The organism is Streptococcus sp. CCH8-H5 (assembly GCF_001556505.1).
Classification (GTDB): Bacteria; Bacillota; Bacilli; order Lactobacillales; family Streptococcaceae; genus Streptococcus.
Map to the genome: position 1 here is coordinate 46481 of NZ_LSIZ01000089.1, position 15434 is coordinate 61914.

Genomic DNA, 15434 nt, shown 5'->3' on the forward strand with positions numbered 1-15434 from the left:
TGTTGAATATTATACCAAATTTTTTGAAAAAATGATATAAGATTTTGAAAATAGTAAAAAGGAGTGCGACTAGACCCAATTTTTAAAATGAGTTCATAATCACACTCCTGGGAGACTTAAATAGTCTGTCCTGAGAAACAAACAATACTTAAGTCTAGCATTCCTAAAGCTTATTTTAGATTTTCTTAACAAATTCAGATTTAAGTTTCATAGCGCCAAAACCATCAATCTTACAATCAATGTTATGGTCACCTTCAACCAAACGAATATTTTTAACACGTGTGCCTTGTTTAATATCTTTTGGCGCACCTTTCACTTTCAAATCTTTAATAACTGTAACAGTATCACCGTCAGCAAGACGTGTTCCATTGCTATCAAGAACCACAAGTCCTTCTTCTGCAACTTCGTTTGGATCCCACTCATAGGCACATTCAGGACATACAAGCAAGATTCCATCTTCATAAACATACTCTGAGTTACATTTTGGACAATTTGGTAATGACATAATTCTCTCCTAAGATTGTTATATAAATACTATTCTACTTTAGATTCTCCAATTAAGCAAGGGTAAAAAGGATAAAAACAAACAACATCCCTTACACTGTAAGAGATGTTAGTATTTTTATTCAACAGTAACTGATTTAGCCAAGTTACGTGGTTTATCGACATCAAGTCCACGATGAAGTGTTGCAAAGTAAGCAATCAATTGTGTCGGTACAACCATTGAAATTGGTGACAAGTAAGGGTGAACATTATTAAGAACGATGTCATCACCTTCTTTAGCAACATTTTCCTCAGCAATAGTCAACACTTTAGCACCACGAGCAGCTACCTCTTGAATATTACCACGAGTGTGGCTAGCAAGAACAGCGTCAGACAAGAGCGCAATAACAGGTGTACCATCTTCGATCAAAGCAATCGTTCCGTGTTTCAACTCCCCTGCTGCAAAACCTTCACATTGGATATATGAGATTTCTTTCAATTTAAGACTGGCTTCCATAGCAACATAGTAATCTTGACCACGACCAATATAGAAAGCGTTACGTGTTTCTGCAAGAAGAGCTGCCACTTTCTCGTCAATAACTTCTTTTTCAGAGAGTGTTGATTCGATAGATTGTGCTACAAGTGACAATTCATGTACCAAGTCGAAAGCTTTAGCTTTTTCATTACCATTAGCTTCACCCACTGCTTTAGCCAAGAAGGCAAGAGCTGCAATCTGAGCGGTGTAAGCTTTAGTAGAAGCTACGGCAATTTCTGGTCCAGCATGAAGAAGCATTGTGTGGTCAGCTTCACGAGAAAGGGTAGATCCCGGAACGTTTGTCACTGTCAAACTTGGAATACCCAACTCGTTAGCTTTAACAAGAACCTGACGGCTATCTGCTGTTTCACCTGATTGACTAATAAAGACAAAGAGAGGTTTCTTGCTAAGGAGTGGCATACCATAACCCCATTCAGAAGAAATACCAAGTTCAACTGGTGTATCTGTTAATTCTTCAAGCATCTTCTTAGAAGCAAAACCAGCATGATATGATGTTCCTGCCGCAAGGATATAGATACGATCAGCCTCTTGAACAGCCTTGATAATATCAGCATCTACAGTCACTTGTCCCTTGTCATCTGTGTAGGCTTGGATAAGCTTACGCATCACTGTTGGTTGCTCATCGATTTCTTTGAGCATGTAGTAAGGGTAAGTGCCTTTACCAATATCAGATAGGTCAAGTTCAGCTGTATAGCTATCACGTTCTTTAACAGTACCATCATAATCTTGAACTTCAACACTATCAGCTTTCACGATAACTAACTCTTGATCGTGAATTTCCATGTATTGATTAGTTTCGCGAATCATAGCCATGGCATCTGAGCAGACCATGTTATAGCCATCACCAAGACCAATCAAAAGTGGTGATTTGTTTTTTGCCACGTAAATTGTTGAGGCATCTTCAGAATCCATGAGAGCGAAGGCATATGATCCACGGATAATGTGAAGAGCTTTCTTGAATGCTTCAAGAGTTGACAAACCATCTTCTTCAACAAATTTTCCAATCAAGTGAACTGCAATTTCAGTATCGGTTTGACCTTTGAAATGATGACCAGAAAGGTATTCTTCCTTAATTTCAAGATAGTTTTCAATAACACCATTGTGAACCAAAACAAAACGTTCTGTTTCTGAGCGGTGTGGGTGAGCATTATCCTCTGTTGGTTTACCGTGAGTTGCCCAACGAGTATGTCCGATACCTGCAGTACCTTCTACTCCTTCAGTTTTAGCAGCAAGTTCCGCAATACGGCCAACAGCCTTAACCAATTGACTAGATGCTTCGCCAGCTACAAAGATACCAGCCGAATCATAACCACGGTATTCTAGCTTTTCAAGTCCTTGAATCAAGATATCAGTTGCATTTGTGTTACCTACAACACCAACAATTCCACACATATTTTTAATAATAACCTCAGATCAAAGAGGTCATGTCTCCTTCATTTAAAATTGGTATAGTCAATAAGCTCTTTAAAAAGCTTAACGAGGACAGTATATTCGATATATTTGACATTGTCAAGCATAAAAATTGGTATAGTCCTAAAAAGACCTTTTACTTGTCTCTTATCCTAAGGAATAATCCTTAAAATATGCTATAATAAGGCTATGCGAATTCAACAATTACATTATATTATCAAAATCGTCGAAACCGGCTCAATGAATGAAGCTGCAAAACAACTTTTCATTACGCAACCAAGTCTTTCAAATGCTGTTCGTGACTTGGAAAGAGAAATGGGAATTGATATCTTTATCCGTAACCCCAAGGGAATCACTTTAACCAAGGATGGAGTTGAATTTCTCTCTTATGCACGTCAGGTAGTGGAACAAACGAATCTCTTGGAAGAACGCTACAAGAGTCACACAGAAACACGTGAATTGTTTAGTGTTTCCTCTCAACACTACGCTTTTGTTGTCAATGCCTTCGTCTCACTTCTCAAGAGAGCTGACATGACACGTTACGAGCTCTTCTTACGCGAAACACGCACTTATGAAATCATTGAGGACGTTAAGAACTTCCGTTCAGAGATCGGCGTTCTCTTCCTTAACAGCTATAATCGAGATGTCTTGACTAAGATGTTTGATGACAACCGCCTCACATATACCAGTCTCTTCAAAGCTAGACCTCATATCTTTGTCAGCAAGTCAAACCCATTGGCTAAGCATGAAGTTGTCTCTTTGGAAGATTTAGAAGAATTTCCATACCTTAGCTATGATCAGGGGATTCATAATTCCTTCTACTATTCTGAAGAGATTCTCTCTCAGATTCCCCATAAAAAGTCTATCGTGGTTTCAGACCGAGCGACACTCTTCAACCTATTAATTGGTTTGGATGGTTACACCATTGCTACAGGTATTTTAAATAGTAATTTGAATGGTGATAATATTGTCTCTATCCCACTTGATATTGATGATGAAATTGATATTGTTTACTTGAAGCATGAAAAAGCAACCCTCTCTAAAATGGGGGAAAAATTCCTTGATAACCTCGTTAAAGAAGTCACTTTTGACAACTAATAGATGTTAGTCCCCAGCACATAATGTTGGGGACTTTTTATCGCTCAAACTGTCCAATTTAAGTGTTTAGTGCACAAAAAAAGAGCCTTTCGACTCTCATCATTATTTATAATTTTTATAGCTCGCCCAGGCCTCGTCTATAGATAAGGTCTCAGCATCTGTGTATGAGCCTCTATAGCTGTTCCAAACAAGACCACTTGTTGAACCAGTTGCTTGGGTAACTGGAGCTTGATCATAGGCAGTCAAACCATAGTATGCAATAATGCTATTTAATTTAGAAGCGTAAAGACTATCTGTAGCATAAGTCCCTGTCAGTGCCTGAGTGGCATCTGCATAACTACTTGTATTTGATTTCCAAGTTCCTGCATAAGTAGATGACGTCATCAAAGCAGCATAATCCGCTAGGGAATCACTCAGACTTCCATAAGAACGGAAGGGTTCATCAATCTCATAAGTCTTTCCTGTACCGTCATCTTCCCAAGTACGCATAGTAACGGAGTTTCCATTATAAGAGCCCTTAATCCCAAAGAAGTTGTAATAAGGAGCTTGACTCAGACCTGACTGACCTGAATTTGATTCCAAAATAGCTTGAGCAATTAGAACAGAAGCATAGATATTGTAATCTTGACCAATCTGTCTCGCAGTCTCTCCGATACTATCAATAAAAGCCGTCGTAGTTTGATTGTAGGCAGCTTCAGCTTTAGCATTAACACTGTTATCATTTTTTCTATCTGTTGTAAAAGCTAGAACCAAAAAGAGCGAACAAACAAAAGCTCCCACGATAAAAAACATATACTTCTTTAAATGACGATACATACAACCCTTCCTTCATAAGATTTTCAATTATAATATTTTAATACTATTCTATCAGAAAAACTGACAAGTCGCAACTTTTAGACCTATTTTCCTTGATAAATAAAGCAAATGTTACCTTTACATCATATTTATAATAAGCTATAATATAGTCAAATTTTAAGGAGATAAATGAATGAAAATAAAAGAATTCTTACCCGGACTAAGTATTGCAATACTTATATCTCTCCTAGCATGGTTCCTTGGAAACTTATTTCCTATTATTGGTGGGCCAGTCCTTGGTTTATTTATAGGACTTCTGCTAGGAATTATTCTAAGAGATTCTCAGAAACTTAAAGCAGGAATGCAATTCACATCTAAAAAAGTATTACAATACGCTGTTATTCTTCTTGGATTTGGACTAAATCTTTCTCAAGTCTTTAAGGTTGGCGTAACGTCACTTCCCATTATTCTAGTGACTATTACTACGGCACTGCTTACTGCTTATGTCGTCCATCGTGTGTTCAAGCTAGATAGTGAAATTGCTACTTTAGTAGGTGTTGGTTCTTCAATCTGTGGAGGTTCTGCTATTGCTGCAACTGCACCTGTAATCAAGGCAAAAGATGAATCTATTGCAACAGCAATCTCGGTAATTTTCTTTTTTAACATCTTAGCGGCTTTAATCTTTCCTCACTTGGGATCTTGGTTGGGACTTAGTAATCAAGGCTTTGCCATATTTGCTGGAACAGCTGTCAACGATACTTCTTCTGTAACTGCTACAGCTAGTTCTTGGGATAGCTTACATGGAACATCTATCCTAGAGCAAGCAACAATTGTTAAATTGACTCGAACACTTGCTATCATCCCTATAACTCTTGGTCTATCTGTATGGCAGTCACAAAAGGATAATACAAAGGAAGAATTCTCGCTAAGCAAAGCAGTGCCTAACTTTATCCTTTGGTTCCTTTTAGCCTCACTGATTACAACTGTTGCAATGTCACTCGGTGTAACACCTGCCGTCTTTTCACCATTAAAAGACCTTTCAAAATTTATGATTATTATGGCAATGACAGCTATCGGTTTCCAAACAAATCTCAAAAAACTAATCACTAAAGGAGGCTCAGCACTTCTAGTGGGAGGAGTCTGTTGGTTATTAATTAGTCTTGCTTCTCTTCTCATGCAAAAGATATTAGGACTTTGGTAAAAGACATCTAAAAAACTCACAATCTGGCTAAGACTGTGAGTTTTTATTATAGAATCATTTTTTATACTCAAAGACATAGGTTTGGATAACCTTATCCCCATCGTTTGTTACTTTCAAATCTACATTGTAGCTCTTAGTTTCACCACTAATATCCTGAACCTTATAATCACCATCTTTTTTTACAGAAGAGGTGGTCTGTCCTGAATAATGCCTAACTTCAAGGCCTGAAGCTCCATCTAGAGAAAAAGGAATGAGCCCGTTTAAAGAATATAGCCCATACAAAATAAGACATAAAAAGCTCAGTGACACAAGGCTCACCAAATAATATTTAACAAAATCCCCCAATTTAAACCCCTGATTACTCACTTAGTTATTATCTTCCTTTAACTTAACGTTATTTTTATTAGAGTATTTTCAAATTTTATTTTACACACATTTGGGTATTTTGTCAAATTATTTGATATTTAAAATAGAGCCTAATTTTTCTATATACTAAAAGCCGTTAGTCATCTAACGGCAATTTTTTATTTCTGAAATAACGTATTCAAGACGGCTATAGAGACCAAGTAATAAGTCGTAACTTCGATTTTCATTTTCTTTCAAAACAGTGAAAACTGTTGTACTATAGGTAAATTCAAAGAAGTCATCTAATTCCTTGAGCCAGTCATCAATAACCCCTAAATTTTGATCAATGATTGCAAACAAACTTGGCTGATACCAGATTGTACCTTCGATATAAAGGTTTTTGTCAGATAATTTAGATAGGGATACTTTCAAGTCAGCAAGCTCTCTTTTAGCAAGATTTGGTTCAATCTTTAAATCAAAAAGCAAGCGTGCATCATGATTTAGAATATCGAGTTCTGCTTGAAGTAGTTGAATATAATGTATCGCTACTAAATACTGGTTCATGGGTCTCTCCTGGTCATCTGAAAATCGTACTATTATTGTACCACTAAAGAATGAAAAAATGTAGTAATTATTTAATTTTTTACAGGATTTTTTTAGAAAAAATACGATGCTTTAAATTTCTGTTTAAAACTAATGACACTAGCAATTTTCTAAGAGTTTAAGAAATGAAAGATTTTTTTAAAAAAGAAAAACACTCACGAATGAGTGCATTTCTAGTATTAATGGCTAACCATTTCTTGTGCAATTTCAAAGCCACTAAGTTTTCCAGGATAGTAAGTTGGCCAATTATCCATTTCTTTTAGAATCTCATCTTGGCTACTATTTCCAAAGAAAATATGGAAATGTGCTGAAGTTGTTGAATCTATTTGATGATCTGAAAATTGGACATACTGGTAAGGGTTATCTGCTGCTTGACTATCAGTTGCTGTAAAGAGATAACGAACACCTTTTTTACCAGAAGCATAGGTTAGAATCTTATAACCATCATAACGATAAGTGTGTGTCACACTACTTCCATCATTCTTTGTGAAAGTCATGGTCATCTTTTTACCGTCAATAGCAATTTTAGAAACATCTGTTTGATAGCCCTTAGTGTAGTATTCTTTATACTCTTGTGCAGTTCTATCTTTATTTAATAGAGATTTGTATTCAAATACTTGATCTAAAGTACCATCTTGAAGATAAGGATAAACCGATTGCCACTCACCAGACCAATCCGAAAGTTCTCTATCTTTAACATCTTTGTCATCGAAGTAACCATTTTGAACTGTTTTCTTATCATCACTTCCTGTTTCAGGTTGGATGGCTTTACCTTCAACGTCCGTTGTTAAACGAAGATTTTTTAGGTTCTCATTCATAACACTGACATAGTCTTCACCTTTTTTCAACTGTTCCTTAGTTAGTGATTCAATTGGATTTAAAACTGCTGTCTTAACTCCTACTTCGTTAGCTAAGGTTTTAGCAACACTACTTGAAGCATTTTCCTCAAAATAGATATAGTTAATATCATATTCTTTGACATACTTAGAAAGGCTAGCGATACGTTTTGCAGAAGGGTCGGACTCAGCTGAAACACCTAAAATTGGTACCTGTGTCAAACCGTAATCTAAGGCAAGGTAGGCAAAAGCTGCGTGCTGAGTAACAAAACTTTTCTGTTTTGCTTGACTAAAGGCTTCAGTATACTCCTTATCCAAAGTCTTTAATTTTTTAAGGTATTTCTCGGCATTGGTTGTAAAGACTGCTTTTTTATCTGGATGCTGAGCAATCAAACCGTCTCTAATAGTTTCAACTAATTTTTGAGAACGTTTAGGTGAGAGCCAAACATGAGGATCATATTCGTGGTGATGTTCTTCTCCACCGTGATCATGATCTTCTTCCTCTGTTCCAGGTAAAAGAACCATGCCTTGACTTGCCTTAATGACTTTTGTATTTTTTGTGTTGATAGACTTTTCAACTTTTGGAACCCAGGTTTCCATATTTTCATTTAGGTAGACAAAAGTGTCTGCTTTTTCAATGTCAGCGACATTCTTAGTAGATGGTTGGAAATCGTGGGCTTCACTACCAGCGGGAATAAGATAAGACACCTCTCCCTCATCTCCAACAACCTGCTTGGTAAATTCATAAACAGGGTAAAAGCTGGTCACAACCTTCAAGTCACCATTTCCTTTTGAACCGTGGTTACTAATCGTATAATAAATGCCTGCACCAGCAGCTAAAACAACTGTTGCTAATCCTGCTAGGCCAAAAATGCGTTTCTTTTTCATGTTATTCCTTTCAAAGTACTTAACCAGTTAATAGTTTACTGGTTAAGTATATCACATTTCATTTATTTTGCAAGCCCTTAAATAAAAAAATTGAAATATTTCAGCGAGAAAGAATTATTTGATATACTGGAAATATCATTTGGAAAGTAGGTTATACATGTTTCGAAAATTAATCCTATATCTTTTTTTATTGCTTTCAGCCATAGGCCTGACTTATGATACGCAATCATACACTTCAGGCGCTTTGTCAGGTTCGGCATACGGTATTATTGGACTATCAACACTAATTGCCTTATGTTATATCGTACCAGGAATATTTCTGATTCAGTACTTAAGCAAGAGATGGCAGGTGAAACCACTTGTTCTCATATTTGCTCTAATTGGTGGACTCTTTATAACAGGATGGATAGCTGGTTATGCCAATACCTTTTCTCATGATTGGGTAACTGCTCATCTTTCTTCAAAGAGTTTCTTCTACCGCTTTGAGGATGCCCTTATGGCTCCCCTAGTTGAAGAACCCCTAAAACTAGCAGCTTTTCTCTTTGCTATCTATATGGTACCAACGAAAAGTTACAGGGGGATCTTGCTTGTTGCTATTACGGCAGGTCTTGGCTTCCAGATTAGTGAAGACTTCTCCTATATTCTTTCAGATTTGCCTGATGGTTTTTCTTATACGATTTCAGGTATTCTTGGACGAACTATTGGTGCCGTATCGTCTCACTGGCTTTACACATCCTTCCTTGCTATGGGACTAGTCCTTATATGGCGTTCCCGTCAAAAACTCATTAATTCTAAATACAGTCTTATTGGTATACTTTATGCTTGCGGTGCTTTTGCTGCACACTTTGCTTGGAATTCACCTCTTCGAAATTTAGAAAGCGATTTGCCATGGGCATCAGGCCTTCTCATTTCACTCAATCTTTTCTTCTTTATTACGCTTTATCAGCTCCTCTCGAAACTGGATAAAGAAAACAAGTAATGTTTACAATACTAAAAAACCTTTCCAATTTTATGGAAAGGCTTTTTTGATGACTTTAATCACTCATAGAAAAACGATTGGTCATCAAATTACTTGCATCATCTAAGACTTTTGCCAATAGATTATCTGTTTCTGACTGAATCTTATCACTAATTTTTTGATTTTCAGCTTCAAAATCAATACTCTCACCATTTGCTAAAGCAGTATCTACATGATTAATCATAGCATGGCCAAGAGCCATAGTTGTTTCTACATAAGCATCCAAATCAGCTTCATGCTGTTGGAAATGAGGATCACAGATAGCAGCAATCAAGCGATTACTCCAGTAGAAATTACCTGTATCAACTTTATCAGTTGTTTGACGGAAATAAGCAGGTGTTGTTCCGACTTGAGTCCAGAATGGCACCATTGTACCAAATGGCATTGATCCATAGGCTAACCACTGAATTCCTGTCGTTTCTGATGGTTTGTTAGGACGCATTTGCAAGAGAGCTGTTTGACTAGTACGGTTGATACCGATTGGACGGAATTGGCGTTGACTCACCGCATCTCCTTGAGGTCCATAAGGATCGTAAGGTGTATCTTGGTAATGAAGACTCAAGACATATTTAACATCTTCAACTGTAATTTTGCGGTATGGTTTTTGACACCATGGAATAAAGAATGATTTTGGATCATAATCTTTTTCAGGGTTCAAGAATTTCTGCATTGCCCAGGCACGTGGTGTATTATAATGACGATCCTTATCTCGTTGGCTACCAAAAGCATAACGTGGATTAAAGTGTTCATTAGAATAAGTCAAATCCAAGTGATGTTTATTAATAAAATCTCGAATGTCTGGTGAGGCTAAATAGTCGTCTGGATTTTCAAACTCATAGTGATCGATGCCAAGTTGGTTTGGGTTAGTGACATAGGCATCGTCTGGAACACGTCTTGCAATCCAATGGTGACCACCTATGGTCTCTAGCCACCAAATTTCTTCAGTATCTGAGAATGCAATACCATTAGATTCGTAAGTTCCGTAAGTTTCAAGAAGTTGCCCCAAACGAAGGACACCTTCACGCGCCGTCTTGATATATGGCAAGACCAATGTTAACATATCCTCTTCTCCAAAACCATCTTTAACAAGTGGGTCTGCACCGAGTACACGCGCATTGGTGGTGATTGTTTCTGTTGCACTCATGGCAACATTAGCTGAGTTGATACCAGCTTCACCCCAGATACCGTCTTTACCAAGTGCATCTGGAACAGAAGTATAACGTAGAGGATTATCTGGCAAATCAATTGAAAAATTGCTAAGCACAGACTGATAATGACGCTGTTGGTCTTCAGGGGTCACGACGAGAAATTCTTTGGGCGTAAAAATGCCAGACTGAGAATCCTCAGTACGTGCAATCATGGTAGAGCCATCATATGAGGCTTTCTTACCTACTAAAATCGTTGTACAAGCCATAAAAGTTTCCTTTCTACTTACAAATCGTCCGCAATTTTATTGATTTTTCTGAGACGATGATTGACACCACTCTTGGTCAGAGGAGGTTCTATACTATCTGCGATTTGCTGGATAGAGTAATCTGGATTGGCAATACGGAGTTGGGCAATTTGGCGCAGCTCCACAGGTAAAATCTCCAAGCCAACCGTATCCATAATCTTGATAATATTATTAATTGTTTTCATACTAGCACTAATCGTTCTAGCAATATTAGCTGTTTCCGCATTATTGGCACGATTCAGATCATTTCTGGTCTCTCGCATAATTTTGACCTCTTCGAAGGTATCCTTAGAGTTCATTGCACCAATAACAAGGAGGAAATCCATAATATCCTCAGCTTTTTGAAGATAGGTCACAAAACCATTTTTATGACTCAAAACCTTGGCATCGAGCATAAATTTTTTCATGAGAGAAGCTAAGTCCTCTGCGTGGTCTTGGTAAACGGAAAAAATCTCTAATTGATAACGGCCTTTTTCAGGATCACGAACTGTTCCGGTCGCCAAAAAAGCACCTCGTAAATAGGATCTTCCAGCATCGTCATCTTCCATTACTGATGTTTCAATGCCTGTTTCAAAGCCAAAGAAAGAATCCGCCAATTGTAAATCGGACAAAATATCATTGACATGGTCAGCTACAAAAACCGTGTAAACACGATTTTTCTTGAGATTAGTCTTGTTGTGATGTCTCAATTCAGGATTACTCTGATAACGACTTTCCATTAATTGGTAGATATGTCGCGCGATCTTTGCATTTTCTGTTGAGATGGAAAGAGTCAATCCTTGGTTGGTCAATCCAACAGAACCAGACATCTTAATCAATGCCGACAATTCAGCCTTGTCTTTGCTTGAAGCTGCAATTATCTCTTCTTTAACCTTAATTGTGAAACTCATGACTTATTCCTCACTAGATGCATGAGCTCATCCACTACCAAGTCACCATGGTGGAAGGCACCACCATTTTCAAGTCGCAAAAAATTAGAAGACACAACTGTTTTTGCTTCACGACGTAAGCCCTCAAAATCATGCTCAACCTGAACAAGGTATTCATCAAATTTATTACTTGCCATGTATTCCTTAGGCACTTTCTTGATATTAACTAAGACATTGTCAATCACATCGGAGCCAAGATGACGATTAAGAACAGCCACATGGTCGGCATCTGAGAATTGCTCAGTTTCTCCGTACTGCGTCATAATATTACAAATGTATGTGACATCAGCCTTGGTCTCAATAAGAGCCTGACGAATCTCTGGTATCACCAGGTTGGGCAAAATCGATGTATAGAGAGACCCAGGACCTAAAACAATCATATCACTATTCATAATAGCATCAACAACCTTACGACTGGCCTTAGGCTCTTCATCATTATAGGTATTGGTCACATAAACGCGCTCAATCATGCCATCGTACTGGGCAATACTACTCTCACCTGCTACTTCATGACCATCTTGAAAAACGGCATGAAGCGTCAAAGCAGTCTCACTGGCAGGATAAATCTTACCTGTGACGTGGAAAAACTTCGTCAGAAGCTGCATGGCATTATAGGTAGATCCCTGCATTTCTGAAATTCCAGCGATGATTAGATTTCCGAGTGGATGACCGGCCAAAGCGCCATCGGTTTTATCAAAACGATATTGGAAAACTCTTTCATAAAGTTTAGGCATATCACTCATAGCTACCAAAACATTACGCAAATCCCCTGGAGGTGTCAGTTGCATGATATCACGCAAATCTCCTGAAGAACCACCATCATCAGCTACAGTTACCACAGCAGTGATATCAACATCCTTATGGCGTAAACTACGAAGAATGACTGGAATACCAGTTCCCCCACCTATTACTGTAATTCTTGGTTTTTTCATGAACGATTCACCGTCTCCTTACGTCGATCCTTATCACGATGTGTTTCATTGACTGTCCAATCATTTTTTAGATCTTGGGCTAGACGATGTGCAAAAGCTACACTACGGTGTTGACCACCTGTACACCCAACAGCAATAGTAAGAACTGACTTACCTTCTTTTTTGTAGCCAGGTAAGATTGGTTTAATAAGCTGTGTCAAATGATTGTAAAAGTCTTCTGATTCCGTATGCTTCATGACGTAATCAAAAACCTCTTTATCCAAACCTGTGAGGTTACGAAGGGCAGGATCATAATAAGGGTTTGGCAAAAAACGGACATCAAAAACCAGATCTGCATCCAATGGCAGTCCATATTTAAAACCAAAACTCAAAACTTCAATACGGAAAGAAGATTGGTCTTGCTCAGATGAAAACTGTTCAGAAATAGCCTTACGAAGTTGACGCGGAGTCAATTCTGTCGTATCAACTACGTTTTGACTCAAACTCTTAAGCGGTGACAAAAGCTCACGCTCTAACTTGATGCCATCCAAAACACGGCCATCTGCCGCCAGTGGGTGACTACGACGTGTCTCTTTGTAACGAGAAACCAATTCACCATCCGTAGCGTCCAAGAAAAGAATCTTGAAATTAAGTTCCTCATTGCTTTCTAATTTATCCAAAATATCGTTGATTTCATCGAAGAACAAGCGACTTCGCATATCAACGACAAGAGCAATCTTATCTGTCTCTTCACTATGTTTTACTAATTCGATAACCTTTGGTACCAAAGAAGGTGGCATATTATCAATAGTGAAGTATCCAATATCCTCAAAGGATTGAATCGCTACAGTCTTACCTGCCCCGCTCATCCCTGTTACAACAACTAAATTAATTTTTTTCGTTCCCATGAGACTCCCTTTCTAGTCTTTCTTCTTTCAAGACACGAATATCGTCTGACATTTTTTCAACTTGTTGGCTAACCCCCATAATCATTTCTGTCTGCAATTTTTGAATAGTAAGCAAATCTGATTGGTCTTGTTGCACCAAGTGATCAATTTTTTCATGTAAAAGTCGGATTTCTGCCTTTGATTGTTTATTGACGTTATAGTCATTTCGTGCTTGCAATCGATCGTAATCCGATGCCCGATTCTGACTCATCATAATCAATGGTGCCTGAACGGCAGCTAGAGTGGACAAGGCCAGATTCAACAGAATAAAAGGATACTTATCAAAGGCAATCCCAAAGGGTTGAACAACATTCAGCCCCATCCAAATAGCCATAAAAGCAACAAATGACAAGATAAAAGTCCAAGATCCACCAAATCGGGCCACTTCATCCGCCACTTTTTGACCAAAAGTAATTCGACTATCCAATTGTTCCTGGACATCCTGGTCCTCGTAGAGCAAACTCTTGGTCACATCATGAACTGTTTCACGCACGTGCTCATTTTTCTCATTAGCATTTGCGATAATCTCGTCGAGAAAAACTAACCTATAATCCAAAAGGCTAATATTACTAATGAAATCATGTCCTTGTAAATCAGGGTAATCTTTTTTCAAAAGCACCTGCAAACGACTATTTAGTCGTTCGAAATAGGAGCCATCGGTTTCATCGAACCACTCTTTAGAGATATAATCCTGAACTCTCTTAACCTGCATATTTTCGCCTTCTTTCTAGGCTCTATTATACCATATTGAAAGCTTAAACGTTCAATAGATAAAGGAAAAGAGTCCAAGACTAACCTCAGACTCCTCATTATTGGGACAATTAATTTAACATCTTCTTATTGGTAATTCAAAGTCCAGTAGTAAGTACCATCACCTGCGACAACACAAGCCACTGCAGCTTGAGTAGCATCTGGACTCATGAGAAGTTCACGAATACCACTGCTCAACCATTTATTTGCAACAACTGAACCATCAGATTCACGACGGTAAACAATACCGTCACTGTTGTAAGTATGTGAAATATCTTTGGCGTGTGGAAGAGTTGTGCTATTGTAAAGATCATCAGACCATGTAAGCGCTGGTAAACCGGCAGCTGTACGTTGAGCATTGATTTCATTAAAGGCAGCCTTAGCTGAATCAACTTCAACATAATCAGAATTTTCAGTTGGTTCTACATGATAAATAAATTTAACATATCCAAATTCAACATCACTATATTTTTTGTCGTCAACACCGCTCTTGAGATTAGCTGTAATAACATAATCACGTGCCCAAGCACTGCCCTTAGAAGCGTTGAAGTTGTCAACATCTTCAATTTCCCAAGTTACATTACAATCCCAGCCAGCATTGTCTATGAATTTTGGAGCAAGATTATTAATGACATAGTCTTTAAATTCATCAACATTTTGGAATGGAAGAGCTTCTCCCGCTTTACCTGTACCAACTACATTTTCAGAATACAACTTAACACTTGATGCGTTGTCATCGTACATATATTCGTCGTTTCCTGCTGGTTTATGGAAATCTGGATCAAGCTCAGGGTCATCATTGGCAGTACCATTGTAGAGTTTCCACTTACCATCAACCCATTTGTAGTAACCATCGATACCACGCGCAGTTTCCTCATCAGTCATTGCGACACGGTAGTAATACGTACCGTTGTCATCTACAAATCGTGGGTCTGAGTGCATGCGATAATCTGTTGGTGGCAATGTTGGTTTTGGCAACTTATCATAGTCAATGTTTGTTTCAGGCGCATATGGTGGTTTTTCAAGTTCAGGAGCTTCAGAACTTGTTTCTGATGTTGAACCTGTCTCTGAAGTTGCTGTTGAAGAAGATTCAGAAGTTACAGTCGAACTTGAGTTACCAGTTGAAGCCGCTTCTGAAGTTGAATCTACAGTTGAGGCTACTTCTGAACTTGCAGACGAAGTTGAATCTACAGTTGACGTTGCTTCTGAAC

15 protein-coding genes are annotated in these 15434 nt (G+C 38.1%); 3 read left to right on the plus strand and 12 right to left on the minus strand.

Annotated elements, in window-relative coordinates:
• Positions 1-175: 175 nt before the first annotated feature.
• The gene (locus tag AX663_RS05845) at positions 176-505 is read right to left on the minus strand and encodes a zinc ribbon domain-containing protein YjdM (RefSeq protein ID WP_003097356.1); all 330 of its coding nucleotides are present in this window, start codon (positions 503-505) and stop codon (positions 176-178) included.
• A 117-nt stretch (positions 506-622) separates the two neighbouring features.
• A complete protein-coding gene (gene glmS, locus AX663_RS05850) occupies positions 623-2431 on the minus strand; it encodes a glutamine--fructose-6-phosphate transaminase (isomerizing) (RefSeq protein ID WP_060972995.1) in 1809 nt (602 codons plus the stop codon).
• Between the two features lie 207 nt (positions 2432-2638).
• On the opposite strand from glmS, the gene AX663_RS05855 reads away from it, so the two are divergent.
• Positions 2639-3547, plus strand: a complete 909-nt coding sequence (locus tag AX663_RS05855) for a LysR family transcriptional regulator (RefSeq protein WP_014634578.1) — start codon at positions 2639-2641, stop codon at positions 3545-3547.
• A 102-nt stretch (positions 3548-3649) separates the two neighbouring features.
• Here AX663_RS05855 and AX663_RS05860 read toward each other — a convergent pair whose 3' ends face one another.
• Entirely contained in the window at positions 3650-4363 is a 714-nt protein-coding gene (locus tag AX663_RS05860; protein WP_060972996.1) for a glycoside hydrolase family 73 protein, read from the minus strand.
• 172 nt (positions 4364-4535) lie between these two features.
• Here AX663_RS05860 and AX663_RS05865 point away from each other — a divergent pair, with 172 nt between their 5' ends.
• A complete protein-coding gene (locus tag AX663_RS05865) occupies positions 4536-5543 on the plus strand; it encodes a YeiH family protein (RefSeq protein WP_060972997.1) in 1008 nt (335 codons plus the stop codon).
• Positions 5544-5597: 54 nt separating this feature from the next.
• Here AX663_RS05865 and AX663_RS05870 read toward each other — a convergent pair whose 3' ends face one another.
• The 3 genes from AX663_RS05870 to AX663_RS05880 form a co-directional block, all read right to left on the minus strand.
• Positions 5598-5909, minus strand: a complete 312-nt coding sequence (locus AX663_RS05870; RefSeq protein ID WP_060972998.1) for a hypothetical protein — start codon at positions 5907-5909, stop codon at positions 5598-5600.
• Positions 5910-6053: 144 nt separating this feature from the next.
• Positions 6054-6452, minus strand: coding sequence for a hypothetical protein (locus AX663_RS05875; protein WP_004182418.1), 399 nt, complete (start codon positions 6450-6452; stop codon positions 6054-6056).
• Positions 6453-6670: 218 nt separating this feature from the next.
• Complete coding sequence (locus AX663_RS05880) at positions 6671-8215, minus strand: zinc ABC transporter substrate-binding protein AdcA (protein ID WP_060972999.1); 1545 nt, start codon at positions 8213-8215, stop codon at positions 6671-6673.
• A 157-nt stretch (positions 8216-8372) separates the two neighbouring features.
• Between AX663_RS05880 and AX663_RS05885 the strand changes: the two genes are divergently transcribed.
• Positions 8373-9194 carry a PrsW family glutamic-type intramembrane protease gene (locus tag AX663_RS05885; protein ID WP_060973000.1) on the plus strand — a complete coding sequence of 274 codons (822 nt, stop codon included), beginning with the start codon at positions 8373-8375 and terminating at the stop codon, positions 9192-9194.
• Positions 9195-9249: 55 nt separating this feature from the next.
• Here the strand turns inward: AX663_RS05885 and AX663_RS05890 are convergent, their stop codons facing one another.
• From AX663_RS05890 to AX663_RS05915, 6 genes are all read right to left on the minus strand, one after another.
• Positions 9250-10647, minus strand: a complete 1398-nt coding sequence (locus AX663_RS05890; RefSeq protein WP_060973001.1) for a C69 family dipeptidase — start codon at positions 10645-10647, stop codon at positions 9250-9252.
• A gap of 17 nt (positions 10648-10664) precedes the next feature.
• Entirely contained in the window at positions 10665-11576 is a 912-nt protein-coding gene (whiA, locus tag AX663_RS05895; RefSeq protein ID WP_060973002.1) for a DNA-binding protein WhiA, read from the minus strand.
• On the minus strand, positions 11573-12547 hold the full coding sequence (locus AX663_RS05900; protein WP_002891102.1) for a YvcK family protein: 975 nt from the start codon (positions 12545-12547) through the stop codon (positions 11573-11575). The genes whiA and AX663_RS05900 overlap by 4 nt, the downstream gene beginning before the upstream one ends.
• Positions 12544-13434 (minus strand): RNase adapter RapZ, encoded by an 891-nt coding sequence (gene rapZ / locus AX663_RS05905; protein ID WP_037603141.1) that lies wholly within the window; start codon positions 13432-13434, stop codon positions 12544-12546. Before rapZ ends, AX663_RS05900 begins: the two co-directional genes overlap by 4 nt.
• The gene (locus AX663_RS05910; RefSeq protein ID WP_060973003.1) at positions 13415-14185 is read right to left on the minus strand and encodes a DUF1003 domain-containing protein; all 771 of its coding nucleotides are present in this window, start codon (positions 14183-14185) and stop codon (positions 13415-13417) included. Before AX663_RS05910 ends, rapZ begins: the two co-directional genes overlap by 20 nt.
• Positions 14186-14310: 125 nt before the next feature.
• Positions 14311-15434: CAP domain-containing protein (locus tag AX663_RS05915; protein ID WP_197414208.1), on the minus strand; the 1124-nt coding region annotated here is incomplete at its 5' end.